Source organism: Thermogemmatispora tikiterensis, assembly GCF_003268475.1.
In the GTDB taxonomy this organism is placed as follows: domain Bacteria; phylum Chloroflexota; class Ktedonobacteria; order Ktedonobacterales; family Ktedonobacteraceae; genus Thermogemmatispora; species Thermogemmatispora tikiterensis.
The window spans coordinates 1,895,640-1,918,559 of the sequence record NZ_MCIF01000002.1 but is presented as its reverse complement, the minus strand read 5'-3'; the positions used below and the strand labels follow the sequence as shown (position 1 = coordinate 1,918,559).

At 60.1% G+C, this 22,920-nt stretch carries 17 protein-coding genes and 1 tRNA gene; 9 read left to right on the top strand and 9 right to left on the bottom strand.

Annotated features, from left to right (window positions below; all coding sequences use genetic code 11):
* The first annotated feature begins 64 nt into the window (after positions 1 to 64).
* The gene (locus A4R35_RS07690) at positions 65 to 2,233 is read left to right on the top strand and encodes a molybdopterin-containing oxidoreductase family protein (RefSeq protein WP_112428105.1); all 2,169 of its coding nucleotides are present in this window, start codon (positions 65 to 67) and stop codon (positions 2,231 to 2,233) included.
* Here the strand turns inward: A4R35_RS07690 and A4R35_RS07685 are convergent, their stop codons facing one another.
* The gene (locus A4R35_RS07685) at positions 2,234 to 3,043 is read right to left on the bottom strand and encodes a TrmH family RNA methyltransferase (protein ID WP_112428103.1); all 810 of its coding nucleotides are present in this window, start codon (positions 3,041 to 3,043) and stop codon (positions 2,234 to 2,236) included.
* A 317-nt stretch (positions 3,044 to 3,360) separates the two neighbouring features.
* Here A4R35_RS07685 and A4R35_RS07680 point away from each other — a divergent pair, with 317 nt between their 5' ends.
* The 3 genes from A4R35_RS07680 (at position 3,361) to A4R35_RS07670 (ending at position 6,973) form a co-directional block, all read left to right on the top strand.
* Complete coding sequence (locus A4R35_RS07680; protein ID WP_189361499.1) at positions 3,361 to 5,349, top strand: sensor histidine kinase; 1,989 nt, start codon at positions 3,361 to 3,363, stop codon at positions 5,347 to 5,349.
* Between the two features lie 7 nt (positions 5,350 to 5,356).
* A complete protein-coding gene (locus A4R35_RS07675) occupies positions 5,357 to 6,217 on the top strand; it encodes a CehA/McbA family metallohydrolase (protein WP_112428099.1) in 861 nt (286 codons plus the stop codon).
* A gap of 405 nt (positions 6,218 to 6,622) precedes the next feature.
* A complete protein-coding gene (locus tag A4R35_RS07670) occupies positions 6,623 to 6,973 on the top strand; it encodes a hypothetical protein (protein WP_112428097.1) in 351 nt (116 codons plus the stop codon).
* Positions 6,974 to 7,214: 241 nt separating this feature from the next.
* Here the strand turns inward: A4R35_RS07670 and A4R35_RS07665 are convergent, their stop codons facing one another.
* A complete protein-coding gene (locus A4R35_RS07665) occupies positions 7,215 to 7,979 on the bottom strand; it encodes a PspA/IM30 family protein (RefSeq protein ID WP_112428095.1) in 765 nt (254 codons plus the stop codon).
* A 294-nt stretch (positions 7,980 to 8,273) separates the two neighbouring features.
* Here A4R35_RS07665 and A4R35_RS07660 point away from each other — a divergent pair.
* Positions 8,274 to 8,348 (top strand) — tRNA-Gly (locus A4R35_RS07660).
* Between the two features lie 125 nt (positions 8,349 to 8,473).
* Here the strand turns inward: A4R35_RS07660 and A4R35_RS07655 are convergent.
* Positions 8,474 to 9,838, bottom strand: coding sequence for a spinster family MFS transporter (locus A4R35_RS07655; protein WP_112428093.1), 1,365 nt, complete (start codon positions 9,836 to 9,838; stop codon positions 8,474 to 8,476).
* A 638-nt stretch (positions 9,839 to 10,476) separates the two neighbouring features.
* Here A4R35_RS07655 and A4R35_RS07650 point away from each other — a divergent pair.
* Positions 10,477 to 11,169 (top strand): DedA family protein, encoded by a 693-nt coding sequence (locus tag A4R35_RS07650; RefSeq protein WP_112428091.1) that lies wholly within the window; start codon positions 10,477 to 10,479, stop codon positions 11,167 to 11,169.
* 154 nt (positions 11,170 to 11,323) lie between these two features.
* On the opposite strand, the gene serA is transcribed toward A4R35_RS07650, so the two are convergent.
* The 3 genes from serA to pyk form a co-directional block, all read right to left on the bottom strand.
* Positions 11,324 to 13,048, bottom strand: coding sequence for a phosphoglycerate dehydrogenase (serA, locus tag A4R35_RS07645; protein WP_112428089.1), 1,725 nt, complete (start codon positions 13,046 to 13,048; stop codon positions 11,324 to 11,326).
* Between the two features lie 29 nt (positions 13,049 to 13,077).
* Complete coding sequence (locus A4R35_RS07640; RefSeq protein WP_112428087.1) at positions 13,078 to 14,241, bottom strand: pyridoxal-phosphate-dependent aminotransferase family protein; 1,164 nt, start codon at positions 14,239 to 14,241, stop codon at positions 13,078 to 13,080.
* Between the two features lie 288 nt (positions 14,242 to 14,529).
* Positions 14,530 to 16,029: a pyruvate kinase gene (gene pyk, locus A4R35_RS07635; protein WP_112434076.1), complete on the bottom strand. Its 1,500-nt coding sequence runs from the start codon at positions 16,027 to 16,029 to the stop codon at positions 14,530 to 14,532.
* Between the two features lie 522 nt (positions 16,030 to 16,551).
* Between pyk and rpsP the strand changes: the two genes are divergently transcribed.
* Genes rpsP through rimM form a run of 3 tightly spaced genes read left to right on the top strand, consistent with a single transcriptional unit; the run spans position 16,552 to position 17,766 of the window.
* The gene (gene rpsP, locus A4R35_RS07630) at positions 16,552 to 16,845 is read left to right on the top strand and encodes a 30S ribosomal protein S16 (protein ID WP_112428085.1); all 294 of its coding nucleotides are present in this window, start codon (positions 16,552 to 16,554) and stop codon (positions 16,843 to 16,845) included.
* Between the two features lie 27 nt (positions 16,846 to 16,872).
* Entirely contained in the window at positions 16,873 to 17,103 is a 231-nt protein-coding gene (locus A4R35_RS07625; protein WP_069803405.1) for a KH domain-containing protein, read from the top strand.
* Positions 17,104 to 17,163: 60 nt separating this feature from the next.
* On the top strand, positions 17,164 to 17,766 hold the full coding sequence (gene rimM / locus A4R35_RS07620) for a ribosome maturation factor RimM (protein ID WP_189361496.1): 603 nt from the start codon (positions 17,164 to 17,166) through the stop codon (positions 17,764 to 17,766).
* 280 nt (positions 17,767 to 18,046) lie between these two features.
* Here the strand turns inward: rimM and A4R35_RS07615 are convergent, their stop codons facing one another.
* From A4R35_RS07615 to A4R35_RS07605, 3 genes are all read right to left on the bottom strand, one after another.
* Entirely contained in the window at positions 18,047 to 19,330 is a 1,284-nt protein-coding gene (locus A4R35_RS07615) for an ROK family protein (protein ID WP_112428079.1), read from the bottom strand.
* Positions 19,331 to 19,689: 359 nt separating this feature from the next.
* On the bottom strand, positions 19,690 to 21,168 hold the full coding sequence (gene glpK, locus A4R35_RS07610) for a glycerol kinase GlpK (RefSeq protein ID WP_112434074.1): 1,479 nt from the start codon (positions 21,166 to 21,168) through the stop codon (positions 19,690 to 19,692).
* 182 nt (positions 21,169 to 21,350) lie between these two features.
* The gene (locus A4R35_RS07605; RefSeq protein ID WP_112428077.1) at positions 21,351 to 22,898 is read right to left on the bottom strand and encodes an amino acid permease; all 1,548 of its coding nucleotides are present in this window, start codon (positions 22,896 to 22,898) and stop codon (positions 21,351 to 21,353) included.
* Positions 22,899 to 22,920 lie beyond the last annotated feature (22 nt).

Below are 22,920 nucleotides of genomic sequence, written 5' to 3'. Positions count from 1 at the left end.
TCGCCCGGCGAGCAAGGGAGAAGCAAGCCGGCGTTTTCTTCACTGGTAGAGGAGCTTGTTCCGCATGGTCACATCTTCTTCTGAAGAGGGAAAGCAGGCGACCTCAGCCGCTGTCCGGCTGGTCTACGGCGCCTGTCCTCATGACTGTCCTGACGGATGTGCTTTAGAGACCCTGGTCGACGAGCAGGGAAGGGCGCTGAGTCTCCGCGGGCGAGCCAATCACCCGATTACTCGTGGCTGGCTCTGCGCCAAGGTAAACCGCTATCTGGAGCGCGTCTATCACCCCGAGCGCTTGCGCTATCCGCAGCGTCGTAAGGGACCCAAGGGCAGCGGCTCCTTCAGTCGCATCAGCTGGGAGGAAGCTTTTGCTGAGATCAGCGAGCGCTGGCAACGTATCATCACTGAGCACGGTGCCCAGTGCATCTTGCCTTACAGCTACGCTGGTACGCTGGGATTAGTCAACGGGGCGGTGGCCGACTCGCGCTTCTGGAATCGCCTTGGGGCCTCACGGCTCAAGCGGGCCATCTGCGGTTATGCTGCCGAGGAGGCGGTGCGTCTCACTCTTGGCTGGCGTCTGGCTCCTTCTCCAGAGATGTTGCTGCAGAGCCGGCTGGTCCTCATTTGGGGCAGCAATCCGGCGAGTACTGCCCCGCACATCATGCCTTTCCTGCGTCAGGCGCAGCGCCAGGGGACGCGGGTCATCGTCATTGATCCCGTGCGCACGCTGACGGCGCGTTCTGCCGATCTGCACATCCAGCCGTATCCTGGTACCGATGCAGCTCTGGCTCTGGCCATGATGCACGTCATTGTGAACCGTGGCCTACATAATCAGGCCTGGATCGAGGCCCATACTGTCGGCTGGGAGCAGCTACGTGAGCGCATCATGCGTTATCCGCCTGAGCGAGCGGCGGCGATCACCGGTCTGTCGGTTGAGACCATCACCGAGCTAGCCGTGGCCTATGCTACTACCACGCCCGCTATGCTGCGTGTGACCGACGGAATCAATCGTCACACGAATGGGGGGCAGACGGTTCGCGCGTTGCTCTGTCTCCCCGCCCTGACCGGCCAGTATGGGCTGGCTGGCGGAGGGGTCATGTACAGCACCAGTGATTGGCTGCAGTGGGATGCTGAAGCGGTCAAACACGAGCACGATCCGGCCTGTCCGCCGGCTCCGCGCGTCCTCAACATGAATCGGCTGGGGGCCTTGCTCACTGGTGAGGCTGATCCACCCATCTATGCCCTCTATGTCTACAACGCCAACCCGGTGGCCTCCGCTCCCAACGCTGGTAAGATCGTCGAGGGCCTCCAGCGCGATGACCTCTTTGTCGTGGTTCACGACCTGTTTGAAACCGATACGGCGCGCTACGCCGACATCTTGCTGCCAGCGACCAGCCAGCTTGAGCAGACCGATCTCCACAAAGCCTATGGCCATCTCGCACTGCAATACAATGCTCAGGCCATTGCGCCGCTGGGAGAGGCGCGGAGCAACTGGGATGTCATGCGTGGGCTGGCGCAGGCGATGGGCTTTACAGAATCCTGGCTGCAAGAAGACGCTGAAGCTGTCATTCGGGGAGTGCTGGAAGCCACGGCGGCACGCTCTCCGCTCCTGAAGGACATCACTCTGGAGCGCCTCCAGCGAGAAGGGTGGGTGGCGCTGGCCATCCCCGAAGAGCGACGTATTCCCTTCGCCGATGGACGCTTTGGCACCCCTTCCGGCAAAGTCGAGTTTTACTCGCAGCAAGCGGCAGACCTGGGTTATGATCCCTTGCCCGATTGGGTGCCCGACGTCGAATCGCCGTTTACTGCTGACTCAAACGGCCAGCGTGAGCGCCTCGTGCTGGTCTCGCCGGGAGCGCATCACTTCATCAGCTCCAGTTTCGGCAATGTGGCAACTTTACGTCGTAAAGAAGGCCGCCCCAGCGTGCGTCTGCATCCTGACGAGGCCCGAGCGCGTGGCATTCGAGATGGGCAGCTGGTGCGCCTCTCGAACGAACGCGGGAGCTGCCTGGTCTTTGCCGAGGTAAGCGGTGAGGTGCGTCCCGGCGTGCTGGCGGCCAGCTCCGTCTGGTGGCCGCGCTTCAGTCCCGATGGACGCAATATCAACTGGCTGACCTCCGATCGTCTGGCAGACTTCAATGGCGGCAGCACCTTCCACTCTACGCTCGTTACTATCGAGCCGGTCGCCGAAGCGCCTCAGTCTTTCGACGAGCCGGAGGAGGCCGTCAGGAGCTAACTAACTGAGGTTGGGCGAGAAACGGCGCTGATAGAAGACCTCGTAGAGCACCAGGGCCGTGGCGACCGCCAGGTTGAGCGAATCGCTGCGGCCCGTCATAGCGATGCTGACCATGACGTCGCAGCTAGCCTGCTCAGAGGGAGAGAGGCCTTCGCGCTCGCTACCCATCAGCAGGACCAGGGGCAGCGGATAGCGTAGAGAGCGATAGTCAGTTGCAGCCGCCCCAGAGGTACCGACCACTGTGCAGCCTGTTTGCTTCTTCCAGCGCCAGAACTCTGCCAAACTGGCGCGAATAATCCTCTGAGCAAAGAGGGCACCCATGCTGGCGCGGACGGCATTCGGGTCGTGGGGATCGGCGCAGTGATCGAGCAGCATCACCCCTCGGGCGCCAGCCGCATCAGCGGTGCGCAAGATTGTCCCGATGTTGCCTGGGTCCTGAGCGGCATGCAGCGCTACCCAGTAGTCGCCAGGAGCTGGACGTAGCTCTTCCAGGCGCTGCCAGCGCTGACGGACGACGGCAGCCAGACCCTGGGGACCCTCCTTCTGCGAGAGGCTGTTGAAAACCGCCTCGCTCACCTCCAGTACGGGAATAGCTGCCGCCTGGGCCTGCGCCACCAGGGAACGGGCAAAGTCACTGCGCAGCAGGGAGGGCGCCACTACCAGCGTCTCAACAGGAGCCTCCATCTGGAGCGCCTCCGCCACAAGGCGAATGCCTTCGATGAAGAAGCGGCCACTGCGCTCGCGCTCATGGCGCTGACGCAGGGCACGGATCGCTTTAATGCGTGGATTAGCGGGACTGGCGATCTGCATAAACGAGTCTCGGCCAAGAGAAAGAGAAAAAGCTGTCCTTCTCAGGTCTTGAAGCCTTCCTTCACGACTGCCTGACGGCTGGTGTTGTCATCCTGGCCCCCGTCTATCATACTGTCTCTCAGCCAGAAAGGCAAGCCCGTCCCGCCAAGCCACTCTCGATCGGCCAGAGGAGCCGTTGCCGCCAGAGGCGGAGGCAGCGAACGGCCTCTGGAGCGAGCTGAGTCCTGTATTTGTAAGAAGCTGCTGAGACTGTGCTATAATGAGCTTGACTCGCGGGTCTCATCTCGTCTTCAGGCATGAAGAGGGGAATGCATCGTGTGAAACAGCGATCAACCAGGCAGCAGGAGAACAGCTTAGAGCAACAGCAGCGGGAGCTGCTCCGTCATATTATTGATATCGGTGCCTCATTACGCCTGGGAATGGATACCGATACGCTGCTCCAGCGTGTATCGGAAGCTGCCTGTAAGGCGCTGCGTTTTCGCTATTCGGCGCTCTATCTCAACAACGGGGCCGGTTTTTTTGAGGCGAGGGCCTCGGCTGGCCTCTCGCCGGAGCAGCATCGCTACCTGATCGAGCACCCGTTGCCCGAAGAGGCGCTCAACAAGCTGATCTGCGAGCGCTATCGCATCGGTAACTCCTATTTTGTCCCCAAAGGCGACCCCATTTGGCGCGACGCGACTCTCGCGAGCTTCTTCATCATTGTCGATGATCGCGTTGAGGCTGTGCCCCTGGATTCCACCCCGCTAAGCGAGCCGGACCTGGGCCCTGAGTGGCAGGTTGAAGACTTGCTGATCGTGCCTCTGCGCGGCGCCGATAACTCTCTTCTGGGCTTCCTTACCCCCGATTCACCCCTCAACGGTCTGCGCCCAACGCTGGAGATTCTGGAGCTATTCGAATTGTTTGCCAACCAGGCAGCGATTGTCATCGAAGGTACGAGGCTTTACGAAGAGCTGAAGCGGCACAGTGAAGAGCGGGCGGCTCTCGTGAAGATTGGGAGAGCGCTCTCGGCCCCAGAAGACCCCGGGGACTTGCAGAGCATTTACCAGACCATCTATGAGCAAGTAGCGCCCATGATGCCCGTTGATGCCTTTTATATTGCCCGCTATGTGCGCGATGCCGAGGGTGAGAAGCTGGTGATGGAGTTCTTAATCGATGATGGGGTCAGGTATCCAGCGGTCGAGTTTGGCCTCATTCTACCACAGACGCACGATATCCTCTTTCACGAGCCGGTTGGTCGACTCATAACGACCAGTCATGAATTTCTCGAATTTGCCGGCCTCACAGCGAGTGGCGAGGGAGCGAATCTGCTTGGCAATAACCGACCGGCGGAATCGATACTGTTTGTCCCGCTGCGCTATGGAGAAAAAGTCCTGGGGCTTCTCTCTGTGCAGTCCTATCGTCCTCATGCCTACACCTGGAGGCATCTGGAGCTGCTGAAAGAGATTGGCATTCAGGCGGCCATAGCCATGAACAACGCGCAGCTCTATACAGAATTGCGTGAAGCTCTCAAGCAAGCGCAGGAATCCGAGCGCCTCAAGAATCACTTCCTGATGACTGCCTCACACGAGCTGCGCACCCCGCTGACGGCCATCCAGGGGTATCTAGAACTCCTCGGAGACTTTGGGGAATCCCTGGATGAAGAGGCCAAAGCGCGTTTCGTCAACAATGCGCGCCGGGCTTGTGAGGAGCTAGTCCTGCTGCTTGGCAATGTGATGGATGCCAGCCGCATTGACCAGGATCGTGTCATGCTTAAGATGGAGCCAGTGCAGGTTGTTCGTCCTGTCATGCTGATCCTGGAGATTCTGGAGCCGATCCTGGTGCGTGAGGAGCGGAGCATGTACATTGAAGTACCCGAGGATCTACAGGTGTGGGCTGATGATCTGCGGCTGCGTCAAATCCTCCTCAACATCGTTGGTAATGCGCTCAAATATACCCCAGTGGGGTCGCCTGTTGCCATTCATGCGCGGCGCCTGAGCTGGGAAGAACTCTCTGGCCTCCTCTCTTTGGCGGGGCAGCGCTGTCCGGCCAGGCCGCCGTCGGACGCTTTTGCGTTGATTGCGGTGCGTGACTGGGGACCAGGGATCTCGCGAGCAGATCAGGCGCGTCTCTTTACCAGGTTTATGCGCCTACCCAACGCTCTCAACAGTATGCAGCGCGGTGCAGGGTTAGGGCTATATCTCTGTCGTCAGCTGACCGAGGCGATGGGAGGCTCGATCTGGATGGAGAGCGAGGGGATCACGGGCGAAGGCTCGACCTTCTACATCGCGCTGCCGCTCTATTCTGAGGAAGAGTGTAACAAGGAGTGAGTTGTAGGTGACGAAGGAACTCTCTTTTGCGACAGCCTCTGATCATCAGACGAGCCCAGCCGGCACCATGACCTTAATGACTGCTGCTGGATATAGTCGTGCCGATATTCATATGCATACGAACCTTGGTGACGGTTGGGCCAGTCCGGCTCAGGTCATCAAGGAGGCGCGGCGTCGTGGTCTGCGTCTCATCGCCATTACTGATCACGACCATCTCGAGGGAGCCTGGCGCGTGGCCGAGTTGCTTGCCAGGGAGCAGGCGCTCGGTCCAGACGGCGACGGCCAGGAGGCAGCGACGCCTCTGGAGCTGGTAATCGGGGTTGAGGTTACCACGCGTGATGGCCATCTTCTAGGCCTCTTTGTGGATAAGCCCCCTCGTGCCCAGCGACCGGCGGAAGAGGCCATTGATGAAATCAAGGCCCAGGGAGGGCTGGTTGTCGTGCCCCACCCCTTCGGACGCCTGGTGCCTAGCCTGAGTCGGGCCAGGATCGAAGAATTGCTTAGCAAGGGCTACTGTATCGATGCCCTGGAAATGTACAATCCCTCGCCAGCCAATGCCTCGCAACGCCATATGGTGCGCCTGGCTAACCAGGAGTGGCAGCTTGCCGAGGTGGGTGGCAGCGATGCCCATTTCTGGCAGCACATTGGCGTAGCCTATACCCTCTTTCCTGGGCAGAGCGCGGAGGAACTGCGTCAGGCTATTCTCCTGCGGCGGGCCACACCTGGCGGTCAAGAGGTACCGACGCCGCGCTTGCCACTGGGGGTCTATGTGGCTCAGTGTGCCTGGAGCTGGCTGGTTGATCCCCCACGGCGCGCCTGGAGGGCGCGTCGCAATCACCAGAATCATCGTGGAGTAGTGGTACGGTAAAGATAAGTAGCTGGCTGAGGAGTGATCGATGAATGGGCTGGTGAGGGGCTTCCAGCCCACGCACTCGAGCGGCTCGCCGTCGCGCCGCTCAAGACGCTCAAGGAAGAGCGTTCAGCGCCCATCTTCTTCCTCCTTCCTCGCGCCTCGTCTCTGCTCTTTTTTCGGGTGTGTCGCCTGACCCCCTGGGTGACCTGCCTCCTGGGGCCTCGACTCGCCGATGGCCCTCAGCGGGCGGCATCCCGTCCGGCTGGTAGACTGGGTGGTGGTAGTAGGGAGGGAGAGGCGGCAGCCGCTCCTCTGTCCTCTGGGGAAGATGAATGACCCCTCAACCTATTCAAGTAACATATAATAGAGGGTGATGAACGGCAAGCGGTAGCCGCTACCCTAGAAAGAGAGTAGGCATTCATGAACTTATACGAACAATTGCAGGTCATTCATGAGCGCCTGAACAACATCGGGGCCCATGAAGACAGCATTGCCCTGGTAGAAAAACTGCTCAAGCGAGCCGAACCCACCAGGTATGACCGGACCCAGATCTCGCAGATGCAGGTCTTAAGACACATGCTGCGCATGCCTGATGTCATCGATAATTACGATATCTATAACGATCTACAGGAGCTCATGGGAGAGCACTCCGAGGTCGATCTGATGGCTCGTGAAGAAGCGGCGCCACCGGCGTATGAGGATACAACGCGCCGACCCAAGCCACGCTCCTACTATAAGGCACGCAAGGCCAAGGAGAAGAAAAGCAGCTAGATCTAAGCAATAGTTGCCTCTTCCCCTGGCCGTTTCTCTTCTGGAATGAAGAGCGCAACGGCGGCTAGTCGATAGGGCAATGGAGGCCGGGCGGACCACAGCGAAGAGGAAACGAAGGCCAGGTCCTCGGAAGCTGAGGAGGCAGGGCAGGTTTCCCCCAAAGCGCGAGGAGGGTTGGGTCCTGGTTACCTGCGCTGTGACCTGCAGCGCAGGGCAGCAGGCTGGGACCTGCTGAGAACACTTACGTTTCCGCTGGAGGGAGATGGCCTTGCCCTTCCGAGGTCGGCCTGTCTAGCAAGAGCCGCTGCTTAAGAAGCTGGAGTTGTTGCTCTATTTGCTCGTCCTGATCGAGGCGGGCCAGCTCACGGTCGAGGGGATCGCCGTCAGCGGGTAGAAGCGGAGGAGAGAGGGGGCTGTCCAGCGTGCCCTGTTCGAGGAGCGAGTGTAAAGCGCTGGCGCGGGCCTCCGCGGTCAAGATCTTCTCCTGGGCGCGCTCCAGAGCGAGACGCATTTCCGTCATCTCCGTGCTCAGTCCTGTGAGGGCCTCCTCGATACGGGCCTGGGCCTGAGCGGCGCTATAGCGGGCCTTCAAGACCTCTTTCTGCGAGCGAAAAGCCTCGACCCGCATTCTCAATTGCTGCTCCAGTTCAATCAACTGCTCCTTTTGCGCGCGCACCTGCCCAAGCTGTTGCTCGTAGCTATTGAGCTGATCAAGCAACAGCTCGCGACGCTGTAAGATCGAACGTGCCAGATCCTCACGATTAGCGCGAAGTGCATAAAAAGCCTGCTGCTCATAGCGCTCGGTCTGGCGCTGCAGCTCTGCTTGTTGAAGCTCCAGGCGTCTCTCGCTGGTAGCCACGTCGGCGACGGCGCGGCGGAGCTGTTGAAGCTGCTCCACTTGTTTCTGATAGGAATAATCGAGCACCTGCACCGGGTCCTCCGCTCGCTCAAGGGCGGCCTTGCTGCGGATGCGCAGCAGCAAAGCCAGACGTGAAAGCAAGCCCATGACTGCCTCCTCTCGTGCTGCTTCCTGATAAGGAAGTCCCTGGTGATCGTGCGCTTACTAACCTCTCGTTCCCGCTATTACTGATGGCCTTGCGCCCTACGCGGTGTTACTTCTCTTGCCTGCCGGGTGGGGTAGTGTTGCGCCGCCGGACGTCAAAGCTATTGCCGTCGACATGATATCACAAACGAAGCTGCTGGTTCCCGTCAACCTGGGGCGCAATGCCAGTATATTCCCCCTTGCCCTCTTGACATTTGCGAGAGTGGGGGCTATAATAAATGCCGTCAAGAGTGAAAGGCGGGCTTGGTGTAGCGGTAACATGCAACTTTCCCAAAGTTGAGATCACGGGTTCAAATCCCGTAGCCCGCTCCAGCTTTCTGAGAACGCCCCGCATTGCGGGGCGTTCCTTTTTCTGCTTTCCGCCCCTGCCAGTTCTCCTCAGTGACCGATTCCTGCACCGTCTACCTTCTCCCTGCCACTCCCGGAGGGAGCGGTCCTTACCTGGTCTCCGCTCCCTGTTGGCGGCGCTCCTCCAGAGCGCGCTGCATCTGCTGCATATCGCGGGCTACCGTTCGCAGGCCCAGAAGGCAGATCAAGCCAGCCAGGAGCAGAGCACTGGGGGCGGTACTGAGCAGAGCAAGGTGGAGAGAGCTATGCTCCTTCAGCAAGCCGATCAGAGCAGGAGCTGAGGCATCTCCAAGCAGATGGGCGAGCAGCAGAGCGAGGCCCAGAGCTGTGGCGCGTACTTCTGGTAGCACTACGTCCTGTATGACAGCATTCAATGGGCCGGTACAGAAATTGAGCGCCACGCCGGCCACAAAGAGCATGGCCACAAAGAGGAGCAGCTGGTGGAAGAGGAGGGCTAACAGAGCTAGAGGAGCGCCGATCAGGAAGCCCAGCGTAGCCACCAGCAAACGACCCTGCGCGAAGCGGCGCTGGGCGCGATCTGCCAGCAGGCCGCCGAGCACGGTACCGATCAGACCGCTTCCGACCAAGAGGGCACCCGCCAGCAGCCCGGCCTGGCTCAGAGTGAGGTGGAAATCCAGAAAGAGGTAAGTTGGTAGCCAGGCTGAAGTTCCCCCGATGGTAAAGAAGCTGCAGATGAGGGCGCCCAGGAGCACCCAATAGGTAGGAATACGCAAAATAGCTCGGGCTTGGCGCCAGAAATCGCCGCTCAGACTGGCATGGCCCTCAGCCACTAACGCAGACGAAGAAGCTTCAGATTGTCCCTGAGTCTCATCCTCCTCGAACGAACCGCGCGCAGGCTCATAAAGGCGCCAGGCCAGAAAAGCCACCACCAGCCCGGGCAGCCCAACTACATAGAAAGCCCAGCGCCAGCCGAGTGTGTCGGCGATCAAACCGCCGATCACAAAGCCCAACGCCGAGCCGATCAGGGTTGCCGCTGCCCAGTAGGAGAGCACACGCCCACGCTGAGCGCGCGGGAAATAGTCACCCAGCAGCGAGAGCGAAGCGGGCGCATAGCCAGCCTCACCAATACCGAGGACCGAGCGCGTAATGAAGAGCTGGATGAAATTTCGGGTCAATCCAGTAATAGCAGTGGCGAGGCTCCAGATGCCGACACAGAGACTGACGATGTTCTTGCGTAGCGTGCGGTCGGCCCAGATACCCAGCGGCAAGGTGGTCAGTCCATAGACGAGCAAGAAGGCTGAATTCAGAAGGCCGGCCTCGAAATCGCTGATCTGCAGATCGTGCTGGACGCGGGGGAGAATCGCCGGTAGAATATAGCGATCAGCGTAGTTAAGCATATTAACCACTAACAAAACAGCCAGAGCAAAGCGTGCCTCGGCGCGTGTAGGCCGCCGTAGGCGTTGACCTCTAGAGGCCGGGGTGACGGCGGTCATGTATCAGTGAACTCCTTTCTTCCTCTTGAGAGCGGAATTGTCAAAGAAAGTATGGACGCCTGGTCGATTGCAGTAATAGCTTAGCAAGACAGCGAGCAGTCCAGTCCGGCAAAAAGACAAAAAAGAAAGAAAGAAGAGCAAAGCAGGCGAGAGGACCTCACTACTGCGTGGTGTCCGGGCCGCTGGCGCTCAAACCGCTGGGTTCGCTGCTCTTCCCCTTACCAAAGGCGCTCCAACGGGCGCAGATGGGTGAGGCGCAGGCAGAGGCGCTGGCTTCAACTGAGACAAAGAAATCTTCCCCCTGGACCTCCTACGCGCTCCCCTTGCGTCGAAGAAGGCTATTCGCTTAGATGATACGTTGCCAGACCAACTTTGTTGCAGAGCAAGATAGCTCACCGCTTCGGGCCAGCGCTTGCAACTCTATTGATGGCCCGCTCGTCTTATGGGTGGAGTAAAAAGAGGACATGAAGACCTGGCTTGAGACATGTTTGGGACCATTTCACGATAGGTAAGGAATGGCTTCTTCTGTTGTATACTCTTCAGGAAGAAGAGAGAAAAACAGAGGGGTGCTTCCTGCCATTGGGTACATTGACTGGCTAGCTGGCTGGCATGGTTTGGTCTAAGCAGAAAGGGACAACATGCTAGAGACACTGATCCAGTTCCTGCTCGACAATATTGTTTTCAAGGCTCATCCAATAGTTATCTATAGTATTGTGGCCTTATTTCTCTTTTTAGAAAGCTGCGGAATTCCTGTCATCAACAGTACGCTTTTGCTGCTCACTGGAGCGCTGGTGACGCTCGGCCATCTGGATTTCTGGCCATTGGCCGGAGCTGCCCTGTTGGGGAGCTGTCTGGGGGCCTGCTTGGCCTACTGGATCGGCGAATGGGGAGGGCGTCCGGCGCTGGTGCGGCTGATGAAATTCCTACGTATTGATGAGGGCAAAGCGAATGTGGCAGAGGGTTGGTTTCAGCGTGCGGGGGTCTGGATGATCTTCCTCTCGCGGATCACTCCTTACGTTCGTCCCTTTGCCTGCTTTCTGGCGGGCATATCGCGCCTGAGTTACCGGCGCTTCCTCCTGGCCATGTTTCTCGGCTCCCTGCTCTGGTGTGTGGTGATCATTCGCCTCGGCATGGTTCTTGGAAGGCATTGGCGTTGGGGGGTTGCTCTGATCCAGCAGTATACGCTGCCGGCCTGTCTGATCTTAGTAGCTCTCATGGTGCTCTCGCTGGCCATCAGCCGCCTGCTGCAGCGTCAGCTCAAGCGGCGCTTTCTGCAAGAGCACTCGCGCCAGGGTGAGGAGGCCGAGCGCCAACTGCTCAAAGTCCAATGAGCTGAGGAGCATAGATTTGAAGAAAGAGAAAAGGAAGGCAGTCCCTCCCGCCTCTAAGGCTCTAGCTGAGGCGGAGAAGGACTGCCCTTTGGCGCCTGGGCTTGCGTATCCAGGCGAGCAAGCAAGCCCAATGTCCTGCGGTAGGAATTGCTCCTCAGAGGTTGACCACCGTCAAGCCGAAGATATCGCCCGAGGCGCGGATCTCTTCGAGAGCCCAGTCGGGGATCGGATCATCGACCGAGATAATCATCAGAGCGATGTCGGGTTTGGCGCCGGGGTGACGCGGACGCGGAGCGCGCTCGATTGGTCCGACATCCATATGGCGGATATTGACGCCGGCCTTGCCCAGGATGGTGCCCACGCGTCCGATCATGCCAGGTTGATCGGGATTGCGGCAGAAGAGAATGTAACCCTCGGGCACAAACTCCGTCCAGTAGCGACCGACCCGCACAATACGCGGCTCCCCATGCATGACTGTACCACTGAGCAACTCGACATGCTCAGCCTCGCTCTCGCCCTGACCCGCGAAGGAGGCCCGGCCATTGACATCGAGCACGCGCAGCGTCACCAGGTTAGCAAACTCGCTAGCCGTAGGCGACTTCTGCTCCGTGATCTCCAGGCCGCGTTGCTTCGCTAACAGAGGAGCATTGATCATGTTGACATGGGCATCTGAGATAGGTTCCAGCAAGCCCTTAATGAGAGCAGCCTGGAGCGGACGCAGATCGTAGGCGGTAATCTCGCCGCTGTAAGACAGCTCGATGCGATGGAGCGGACCTGGCTGGAGCTGGGTATAGAGGCGCCCCATTTTCTCCAACAGGGTCATATAGGGCTGGAGGACCTTCAGTGTCTCAGGCAGAATGAGCGGGGCGTTGACCGCGGCGCGAGGGAAGCCACCGCGTAGGACGGTCACAATCTGCTCAGCCACGTCGAGAGCCACGCCGACCTGAGCCTCCTCGGTCGAAGCCCCCAGGTGAGGAGTGGCCACTACCTGCTCGTGACTGACCAGCTCCCTTAGCAGAGCGTGATCGCGGATCGGCTCCTGGCTGAACACGTCGAGCGCGGCCCCGGCCAGGCGCTGCTCTTTGAGCGCCTGCAACAAGGCCTCCTCATCGATGATGCCGCCACGCGCGCAGTTAATCAAGCGAGCGCTGGGCTTCATCAGGCTCAGCTCACGAGCGCCGATCAGACCGCGCGTCCCGGAGGGGCCAGTGGTCAGCGACGTATGGAGCGTGACGAAGTCGGAGCGACGCAGCAGGTCCTCAAGGTTCGTCATCTGCACGCCCAGCTTGCTGGCCTGCTCTGCCGAGACATAGGGATCGAAAGCGATCACCTCCATCTCCAGGCCGCGGGCGCGCTTTGCTACCTCGCTACCGACCTTGCCCAGGCCAATAATACCGAGCACTTTATTGCGGACCTCGCTGCCCAGAAAGCGGCTCTTCTCCCACTTACCGGACTTCATGCTACGGTCGGCAGCGGGAATATGACGTGCCAGGGCCAGCAACATCGCGATTGTATGCTCGGCAGCAGCGATCACGTTGCCCAGGGGGGAATTCACCACCATGATACCGAGGCGTGTCGCTGTCTCTAAATCGATATTATCCACGCCCACCCCGGCGCGGGCCACAATCTTCAGGCGCTTGCCAGCGGCGAGCACCTCGCGAGTCACTTGCGTCTCACTGCGCACGACGAGGGCGGCATAATCGCCAATGATCGAGCATAGCTCAGCGGGAGAGAGGCCCGTACGCACATCGATCGTGGCCTCTGGCAGATGGGTGCGTAGAAAATCGATGCCCTCCTGAGCCACGCGATCAGCAATCAAAATCTTTACGGTCTCTGTTGGCGCAGGCGGCGCAGGCTGTCTATCCTCAGCCATCACCATAGCCTTGCTCCCCCTTCCTGCAGCGGCGTTCAACGGCCCGTGAAGCCGAAAGAGCGCAGGCGCTGCTCCACCTTATCCATAGCCTCGGCCAGATCCTCCTCACGGAAGTAGCCCAGATGGCCGACGCGGAAAATCTTACCCTCCAGGTGCTCCTGGCCGCCACCCAGAACGACGCCATCCTGCTCGCGCAGAGCCTTCATGAAAGCCTTGGTATTGAAGCCCTCTGGCAGGCGGACCGCTGTCACCGTATTTGAAGCGTAGCGTGGATTGGCGAACAATTCGAGGCCCATCTCGCGAGCGCGGCGGCGCACGTACTCACCGGCATGGCGGTGGCGCTCAAAGATTGCCTCGCGACCTTCTTCCAGCATCAGCTCCAGAGCGCGATCGAGGGCATAGAAGACGGAGACTGCCGGTGTCGTTGGGTGCTGGCCAGCCTCCAGCTTCTTGCGCGAGCTGGCCCAATCAAAGTAAAAGCGCGGCAGTTTGGCGCTCTTATTGGCCTGCCAGGCGCGTTCGCTGGCGGCGATCATCATCACTCCGGGGGGAGACATCCAGCCCTTCTGCGAACCCGTAAAGACGACATCGAGGTCCCACAGATCCATTTCCAGCGGGATGCAGCCCAGAGAGCTAACAGCGTCCACGGCGATCAGTGCATCGGGATTGTGACGCCTGATCAGGGAGGCCAGCGTCTGAATATCGTTGGTCACCCCCGTTGACGTCTCATTATGGGTAACCAGCACTCCGCGGTAGGGGGGCAGCGTCTTCAGGCGGCTCTCTACCACATCTGGGTCGGCCCCCTCACCCCAGGGGAACTCGATGCGGCTCACCTGCAGCCCGTAGGTCTCGGCGATGCGGGCGAAGCGATTGCCGAAGGAGCCGATTGTAATCGCCACCACATGGTCGCCCGGAGAGAACAGATTAACAATAGCGCTTTCCTGCCCACCTGTACCGGAGGCGGGATATGTCAAAACGGGAGAGCGCGTCTGGAAAAAGTATTGCAGCCGTGCGGTGACACGGCGCAGAATAGCGGCAAATTCCGGCCCGCGGTGGTTGATCATCGGGCGGGCCATCTCTGCCAGGATCTCATCCGGCACCACAGTGGGGCCGGGGATACGGAGATTCTGCTTAGGGATCGGAGCCCGTGGCTCAACCTGGGGAACGGGGATTGGGTTCTTTTCCTGCTGAACAGTCATGCACACCTCTTCTTCCTGAAACAGGACTCAAAAGCCGAGCCAGCCAGGCGGTACGTGCCATGCCATGTCTTGCCCCGTTGCAATAAGGCGCGGCGGGATAACATCGCTATTACCCGCCGCAGCCGATGGCGCTGGTCTGATGTTTTCCAGTATAGTCCTATTCAGCGAGGATGTCAAACGAGGCGCGCCGTTGCCAGCCTGCCAATGCCCTCCGCTGCGGCATCGCGTCAGGGGGGTGGAGGGCAGGGCGCTGAGGAAGAAAGAAAGAGAAGCTCTTGCTGGCCTGAGTTAGCTGGAGACGCGCCCCTCGCCGATGCGATGCAGTTTGACAAAATTGGTGCGTGCGCGACTGGCTACCGGCAACCCGCCCATAATCACCACATGCTCACCTTCGCCGAGCAGATGGTCGCTCAAGAGGTGCTGCTCAACAGTGGCGATCAGCTCTTCGGTCGTCCCATGCATCTCGATCAGGCGTGGCCAGACGCCCCACCATAGGGCTAGCTGACGATAGACGCGCTCCGAGGGAGTATACGCCAGGATCGGGCGGCGCGGTCGATCTTTAGAGATCAGGCGGGCCGAGTTGCCCGAGCGTGTAAAGACCACAATCGCCCGTACGCTGGCCTCCTCGGAGAGGGCGCGGGCGGCGTGGCTGACGGCATGCTCCTGAGAGAGGCGTTGGCAATGTGGCGGCTGCGCGGTCCGATCGTCGGCCTCTGTCTCCTGAATGATGCGCACCATCATCGCTACTGCCTCCACCGGATAGGAGCCGCTGGCCGTCTCGGCGCTCAACATCACGGCGTCAGTGCCGTCAAGCAGAGCATTAGAGACATCAGCGACCTCTGCGCGTGTCGGCGTAGGATTGGTCACCATCGACTCTAGCATTTGCGTGGCCGTGATCACCGGCAGTCCTAGCTCGTTGCAACGAGTGATAACGCGCTTCTGGATCAGTGGCACCTTCTCTAGCGACATTTCAACCCCGAGATCGCCGCGGGCGACCATCAACCCATCAGCCACCTCTAGAATCTCATCGAGGCGCGCCACGGCCTCTGGCTTCTCCAATTTAACAATCAGAGGAATGTCGCCCATAGCCTGCCGTCTGCCCTCATGGGCAGTGATCTCCGCCTGCAGCTCCTGAAGAAAGCGGCGGGCCTCCAGCACATCCTCTGGCCGGCGCACGAAGCTTAACGCCACATAGTCGACTCCGTATTGGACGCCGAAACGCAGATCAGCGCGATCTTTCTCACTCAGCGCGGGAGCACTGACGGTCACGCCTGGCAAATTCAGGCCTTTGTGCTCCTTGAGTAATCCCCCGTGTACCACCTGACAGCGCACGGAAAGGCCATCGCTGGCGAGCACACGTAACTCCATCAGGCCGTCGTCGAGCAAGATGCGATCGCCGGGCTTGACGTCTTGCGCGAGCAGCCCATACGTAGTGGGTATGACCGGTAGCTCGTCGCTCTGCTCTGAGAGAGGGACGCCTTCACCGTTGGTGGCCGGCGCGCGTGTTGTGATAATCACCTGTCTGCCGGTCTCCAGGCGCAGCGGCTGCCCGCCGGGCAAACTGCCAACGCGGATCTTTGGTCCCTGCAAATCCTGAAGGATGGCCACGGGCCAGCCCAGCCGCGTCGAGATGCGTCGGATGCGCTCGATTACCGCGGCGTGCTCCTCGTGGGTGCCGTGAGAGAAATTGAGTCGGGCGACGTTCATTCCGGCCAGCATCAGCTGCTCCAGACGCTCCTCACTGCTGCTGGCCGGTCCAATGGTACAGACAATCTTTGTACGACGCATGAACAAGCTATGCCCCCTCATACTCTGCATTCGCGCCTCATTATAGCAGAGAGCTTGCGAGCTGAGTGCTTCCTTTCCTGTCCTGCCGGACCCAAATCGATGGACTCGCTCTGGCCCTGACCGGCGTTCTACGTGATCCGAGCCTTGAGCAGGCGTGGAGGCCCACCACTCCATCTGTTGACAAAATTTGTCACCCGTGCTATCCTGATGACGCCATTGGGGCCATGCCCTATGCCTTGTCCAACATCTACCAGGCTATGCCTCGCACGCACAGCGGCGCAGCGTTTGCTCCAGCTCTCTCTTGCTTTGGCGTCGTCTGTGTATGAAGCGCTGTTCTCAGCGAGGCTGGCTGAAGTGAGTGAGGAGGGGACAGCTTGACGGGCGTGGTTCCGTCGAGAAGATCAATGAGGGTGCTAGCTCTACGCAGGCTGGACTGAAACGCGCAATGGCCAGCCCGGGCTAGCGAGAGAGAAAGTACTGTTGAGGACTTTCCCCGTTGGGGAGAGGTGAGAAGAGGGAAGCATGGCTGTTAAGATTCGTTTGATGCGCGTGGGCAAAAAGAAGGCGCCCAGCTATCGCATTGTGGTCGCGAACGCGCCTTCGCCGCGCGATGGGCGCATTATTGAGAATATCGGCTGGTATAATCCGTTGCGCGAACCGGCGGCGGTGCGGATCGATGAGCAGAAGGCGCTACGCTGGCTGCTGCATGGCGCTCAGCCCTCAGAGGCCGTGGTCGCGCTTTTCAAGAGCACTGGAGTCCTGGAGCGCTTCGAGCAGGCGAAGGCAGGTTCTGCTTCCTCTGGTAAGGCAGAGTAGCTAGCTATGGCCGTGAGAAATTCTTCGATGCGCCGCTTGGTGGAATATATTGCGCAGTCGCTGGTGGATAACCCGGCGGCGGTGCAGGTGCGCGAGGTACGCAACGACCGTCAGGCAGTGGTCCTTGAGCTGCGAGTGGCGCCCGAGGACTACGGCAAGGTGATCGGGCGAGAGGGCCGCGTGGCCAAGGCCCTGCGTACGCTGATGCGCGCTATGGGGACGCGCGAAGGCCGCCATACCTCCTTGAAGGTTGTCTAGCCTGGTTTCGCTAACCCTGTTTTTCTCTCGGAAACCCCAATGAGAGAGACTGAGCGGGCAATGACTGCCAGTTCTATTCAAGGCAATATGGAATGGGCGACCGTGGGGCGGGTGATTGCCCCCTTCGGGTTGCGTGGCGAGATCAAGGTGTTGCCGATGAGCGACCTGCCTGATCGTTTTGCGCAGCTGGAGGCTATCTATTGCGGTTCCCCTCCCCGGCGCCATCGCATCGAGCATGTCCGTCCCTACAAGAGCGGCCTCGTTCTGCTGAAGCTGCAGGGCTTCGATTCGCTGACCGCTGCCGAGGCCCTGCGCAACTGCGAGCTGCAGATTCCACTGGCCGAGTTGCCTCCCCTGCCTCCCGATTCCTATTATCAGCATGATATCCTCAACCTGCGTGTCTTTACCCTCGATGGCCAGGAGGTAGGGTCGATCACTGAGATCTGGCTAACCGGTAGCAACGATGTCTACGCCATCCGCATGCCAGATGGCAGGCAAGCCTTAATCCCTGCCGTCAAAGAGGTGATCAAACAGATCGACCTGGTGCGCCGCACCATGTACATCGATCCCCTGCCAGGCATGCTGGATGAGCAAGAAGCCATTATTGATCGCGGTGAATTAGAAGAAGACGTAGATGATGCAAGCGAGGAGCCTGACCTCTAAGAAGCCGCCTGCCTCTCGTTAGTTCCTCTTTCCCTGCTCGGCGCTGACACCTTGCTCGCCTGTAGTTCCGCCGCGGAGACTGAGCGCTAGCGGGTCGCTCTCCTTTAACTCTCCTTCTTGCTCCTTCTCAACTCTTTAGCGGCGTGAACGAGAGCGCGTCGGCGGGCCTGATGAGATCCCGGCTGCCGTAGCGCGGCGCGTTGATTTTCTTATAGTACTGAGTAACAAGCGCTATCCTGGTTGACAGGGGATGACTCACCAGGCCTGAGGCGTGGCTGGTCTAATGATCGCGACCACGCAGGCGGCGAGGATTCACGTGGGGGCGGGGATGAGCAGGCGCTGCAGGGCCAAGGTCATCGGGGGAGGGAGGTCCTGATGACTGGGGACGCTCGTTGACCAGCCAGCTGAGATCGTCGCTGGTGGGGGGAAGGCGATAGGGGCGGCTAGAGGAACGGGCCTCCCGCCCTCGGGCGGCAGCCAGCTCTTCCAGGACCAGCCCGCCTCCGTCTCTGCAGGCGAGCGCCGGAGCCTCCTGAGAGGGCAAGGTAGATGGTTCTCCCTCAGCTCGGTGGGCTGGCAGTGGGGACAGGAACGGTACGGTGCTACCGATGAGGGCTGCATCCCGTCCCAAATGCGCCGGGACAATGCTCAGGGCCTGGACGTGCTGGCCCTCTTCCGCCGCTGGCTGTGCCCCAAATTGGGAGAGGAGCGAGTGGCGCAGATGACTGAGCAGCAGCTCATCAGCGTTGAGCAGGCCATTCCCCAGCACTACAACCTCGGGCGCGAAATGGCGCAGATAATACGCCACTGCAATGCCGAGCCAGTGCCCCACCTCTTGATAAATAGAGAGCGCCAGGCTGTCTCCCCGGGCCGCCTCCTCGGCCAGCAACTGGGCGCTGAAATGCTCGCGATTGCTGAGGCGCTGAATCAGGCTGCTCGACTCACCCTTACGAGCTGCACGTTGGATCAGACGCTGGAGCGCCTCTAGCGAAACCAGGGTACTGATGCAGCCACGGCGCCCACAGCTACAGCGCGGACCAGTGTTGGCCACGGGTAGATGACAGACGTGGCCAGTGCAGTCGCGGGCCGTCGGCTCCGGTTGCCCATCACTGATCAGCGCTGCACCCACAACCGCTTGAACGGTGAGTAGCAAAGCCTGATGCCTGTTCCTGGCGGCACCAAAGGCATATTCACCCAGTGCTGCTGCCTCAACGTCGCTGTGCAGTCGTACGGGTAGGTGGTAGCGTGTTTCGAGCAGATCGCATAGGGGAAAATGATTGAGGGAGGGAAGGAGAGGAATGAGAAAAGGACGGCGGTATGTCTGATCAAGTTTCCCCGGCAAGGCCACGCCAATACCGCGCAGAGCATAACCTGCTCCCTCAGCTCGCTGTATGGCGGCATCTATCGCCCGTAGATATGGCTCCAGCGTGGCTCGTGCCGGCCGCCCGCGCAGCGTTCTGGCTTCGAAGCGCTCCCGGACCTGACCGTTGGCAGAAATAATTGCGATCGTCGCCCGACTGCTTCCAATCTCCACCCCGACCGCCGCGCTCAGCTCTCGCACCATATCCCTGATCCTGCTAGCGGCTTCTGCCCGGGTGACGGCACCCCATCAGAACAGAAGTTCTAGATGTGGTAGACCCGAGCAACATAGACAGAAACAATAACGACAGTTTGTGCAATTCAAAGTATACTCACTGTTGAGAACATTTGTCAAGAGCATCTGTTCGTCTCCAGAAGTGCCTTGAGGCCGAAATCCAGCGAGAGGGAGGGGTGTGTACCCTTCCCTGTCGGGGAGAAGGAAGGAAGGAAGGAAGGAAAAGGAGCCATCTCGCCGGGCTAGCGAGGTGGCTCCCCGCTCCTGACTCCAGGCTGGCGGTCGGCAAAGGTAAGGGCGGACCGCCAGCAGGCAGAACGCAAGCAGGCTTAAGCAATAGCGGCCCAGCCGCGTGCGCGCTCCACCGCATTAAACCAGCGCCGATAGAGTGCCTCGATCGAACCATTGCCACGCGGGCGGTAGACCTTGGCCTCCCGCCAGAGGCGAGCCGTCTCTCTTTCATCGTGCCAGAGGCCTGCCCCGATCCCGGCCAGAAAAGCGGCGCCCAGGGCTGTCGTTTCCTGGACGGCGGCGATGTGTACCTCGACCCCAGTAATATCGGCTAGCGCCTGCATCAGGAAGCTATTGGCCGAGGCGCCGCCGTCGACTTTCAAGCTGCGGATTGGCCGCCCGGTATCTTGAACCATTGCCTGCAGCACGTCGCGAGTACTGAAAGCGATTCCCTCCAGGGTGGCCCGTACCAGATGGGCGCGTGTTGTGCCACGGGTCAGGCCGATAATCGTACCGCGGGCATAACTATCCCAATAGGGAGCCGCCAGGCCGGCCAGAGCTGGCACAAAGAAGACGCCGCCGCTGTCAGGGACCGAGAGGGCCAGCTCCAGCGTCTCCTCGGGGCTGTGCACCAGGCCAATATCGCGCAGCCACTGGATCGCGGCCCCGGCCACGTAGATTCCCCCATCGAGGGCGTAAACGATCTCCTCGCCGCGTGACCAGGCCACTGTCGGGAGCAAGCCGTGGCGTGAAGTTGGCGGTGTCTGGCCAGCGTTGAGCAAGATAAAGGCGCCGGTACCGTAGGTCACCTTGACATCGTTGGGAGCATAGCAGGCTTGACCGAAGAGGGCCGCCTGTTGGTCCACCAGGGAGGCAGTCAGCGGCAAAGGGTGCCCGAAGTGCTCCGCCGAGATCGTACCAAAGAACGAACAGGACGGCTGAATTTCTGGCAAGATCGAGCGAGGGATCTCCAGCAGCGCCAGGATCTCCTCATCCCAGTCGCGCAGACGAGGATTATAGAGCATCGTTCGTGAGGCTGTTGTCTCATCAGTGCGATGCTCGCCCAGCAGACACCACATCAACCAGGCGTCGGTGGTGCCTGCCAGTAGCTCGCCGCGAGCAGCTAGCTCACGTGCCCCGGGGACGTTATCCAGAATCCAGCGGATCTTCGTCGCCGAAAAGTAGGGATCAAGCGGCAATCCGGTGCGTTCGCGAATCAAGCGTTCGGCTCCCTCGCGGCGCAGCTGCTCGCACAGCAGATCGGTGCGGCGGTCTTGCCAGCTAATGGCATTATAGAGCGGTTGTCCGCTGCGCCGGTGCCAGACCACCACCGTCTCGCCCTGATTTGCCAGGCCGCAGGCCAGCAGTGACACCTCGCCGGCGGTCTGCAGAGCCGCGCGGGCATTCGCGATCACACTCTCCAGCAGGTCATAGGGATTCTGCTCCACCCAGCCCGGTTGTGGATAAGTCAGCGGTACCTCACTCGCAGCCTGAGCCAGACAACGAGCTTCGGCATCGAAGACGAGCGCTTTTGTGCGGGTGGTTCCCTGATCGATAGCGAGTATTGCGGGAGCCATCATCCTTGCTCTCCTCCTGTACTGATGCCCTTCCCAACACAGCAAGGCCGGCGGCCTCTCATCGCCTCTGGCCCTGCTCGTGCGCTGCTGATCCCTCAATCACCCGTAGAGAGTAAGCCAGTGCACGAACGGGCCAGAGCAGCGAGCAGGTTGGGTTGGTTGGATAGAGTGCGCCGGCTCTGCTACGTTGTTGACGAGCCTGAGATCTCGGCGGAAGGTGAGGAGTTGCCCAGGGCCCGTACCGTCTCCTCGATCGGCACGGTCTTAAGGACCGCCGGTCGTGCAATCAGCAACCAGACGAAGTAGATCAGGCCGAGCGCGAACATCCCCAGGGTATAGAGCCAGGGAACAGCGAACTGCCTATCGCGGAAGATCAGCAGTTCGAAGACGAGCCAGATGAGAGCCAGAATAATCACCGGCCATTCAAAGACCCCCAGATTGAGACCGCCGGGAATGGAGGGCAGGCGGCGCCGGGCAGCCACATAATAGATCACCGTCAACAAGTAGATGATCGCGGGCAAGAGCGTGGCCGCCGAGAAGAGATTGCTGAGGGTTGTTGTCTGGTTCTGAGCCAGGCCGATGCCGGCGAAGAGGGCCAGGACCAGCTCGCACAGGACAAAGGAAAGCACCGTCGATGGAACTGGTGTGCCCGTATTAGGGTTAACCTGGCGCAGCCAGCGCGAGGCAGGAAAGCGCTCGTCGCGCGACATTGCCCAGATCAGGCGTGTCAGTGTGATAAAGATCACCAGACCGCAGGCAAAGATCGAGAAAGTCACCAGCACCAGGAAAATATCGCCAACGATCGGCCCAAGGATATGGGTAATGATATCGGCCACTGGCGTCGCGGAGCTGGCCAGTGCCTGCAGATTGTCCGAGGCCAGATTGAGGGCGATTAGGAAGGCAAAGCCGACAACGCCGCTCAGCAGAACCGAAGACCACATGGCGAACGGCACCGTACGGTGCGCCTCCTGCGTCTCTTCGGCCAGGTTCGCTGCGGCCTCGAATCCGACAATCGTGAAGGCTCCCAGCAAGAAGGAGAGCATGAAGGGGCCGCTGGAGAAGAGGCCGCCAAAGCTGAAGTAGTTGGCGGCGGGAACGCTGCCTGTGCTGAAGAGATGATCGGGGTGGAGCAGGCCACGGGCACCGCCGACGATCAGTAGCAGCAAGGTCAGGCCCACAATGCCAACCACCTCCGTGCCGACGGCAGTGTTGTTGATGCGCGTCGCCCAGACAGTAGAAAAGAGCACGAGCAGCGTCTGGATGAGAATCACCACCGCGGTGGCGATCCAGGCATTGACCGGCGTCTCTGTATAGCCGAAGAGCGTTGGCAGAACTGTCTGTGCCACCGCATAGTCGACTGCCACCACGTCGACGACCAGAAAGGTGAAGGAGATCCAGCCTGTGAGCCAGCCAATCTTTGGGTTAATCAGACGCGAGGCCCACTGATATGAATAGCCGGCCAGCGGAATGCGAGAGGCCAGCGCCCCGAAAACGAGCGCCACCAGGAGTTGACCGACAATGACCAGTGGCCAGGTCCAGATGCCGCGAGGCCCGCCCCAGTTCAGCACTGAGCCATAGGTGGTGAAGATACCCGTCGTGATCGAGATAAAGGAGAAACCTACAGCGAAGGAAGCGAAGCGCTTCAATTCGCGGCGGAATTCCTGCCGGTAGCCAAACTGTTCGACAAGCTGCTCCTCTGAGATCAGCTTTGGTTGTTCGCTGAGCGACATAGAAGGTGCTCCTTTCTTCGGC

Bases quoted from the DNA above. Each gene is read 5' to 3' on its own strand.
- A4R35_RS07690 (WP_112428105.1), top strand. From the start codon at position 65: ATGGTCACATCTTCTTCTGAAGAGGGAAAGCAGGCGACCTCAGCCGCT.
- A4R35_RS07685 (WP_112428103.1), bottom strand. From the start codon at position 3,043: ATGCAGATCGCCAGTCCCGCTAATCCACGCATTAAAGCGATCCGTGCC.
- A4R35_RS07670 (WP_112428097.1), top strand. From the start codon at position 6,623: ATGAACTTATACGAACAATTGCAGGTCATTCATGAGCGCCTGAACAAC.
- A4R35_RS07665 (WP_112428095.1), bottom strand. From the start codon at position 7,979: ATGGGCTTGCTTTCACGTCTGGCTTTGCTGCTGCGCATCCGCAGCAAG.
- A4R35_RS07655 (WP_112428093.1), bottom strand. From the start codon at position 9,838: ATGACCGCCGTCACCCCGGCCTCTAGAGGTCAACGCCTACGGCGGCCT.
- A4R35_RS07650 (WP_112428091.1), top strand. From the start codon at position 10,477: ATGCTAGAGACACTGATCCAGTTCCTGCTCGACAATATTGTTTTCAAG.
- serA (WP_112428089.1), bottom strand. From the start codon at position 13,048: ATGGTGATGGCTGAGGATAGACAGCCTGCGCCGCCTGCGCCAACAGAG.
- A4R35_RS07640 (WP_112428087.1), bottom strand. From the start codon at position 14,241: ATGACTGTTCAGCAGGAAAAGAACCCAATCCCCGTTCCCCAGGTTGAG.
- pyk (WP_112434076.1), bottom strand. From the start codon at position 16,029: ATGCGTCGTACAAAGATTGTCTGTACCATTGGACCGGCCAGCAGCAGT.
- rpsP (WP_112428085.1), top strand. From the start codon at position 16,552: ATGGCTGTTAAGATTCGTTTGATGCGCGTGGGCAAAAAGAAGGCGCCC.
- A4R35_RS07625 (WP_069803405.1), top strand. From the start codon at position 16,873: ATGCGCCGCTTGGTGGAATATATTGCGCAGTCGCTGGTGGATAACCCG.
- rimM (WP_189361496.1), top strand. From the start codon at position 17,164: ATGACTGCCAGTTCTATTCAAGGCAATATGGAATGGGCGACCGTGGGG.
- A4R35_RS07615 (WP_112428079.1), bottom strand. From the start codon at position 19,330: ATGGTGCGAGAGCTGAGCGCGGCGGTCGGGGTGGAGATTGGAAGCAGT.
- glpK (WP_112434074.1), bottom strand. From the start codon at position 21,168: ATGGCTCCCGCAATACTCGCTATCGATCAGGGAACCACCCGCACAAAA.
- A4R35_RS07605 (WP_112428077.1), bottom strand. From the start codon at position 22,898: ATGTCGCTCAGCGAACAACCAAAGCTGATCTCAGAGGAGCAGCTTGTC.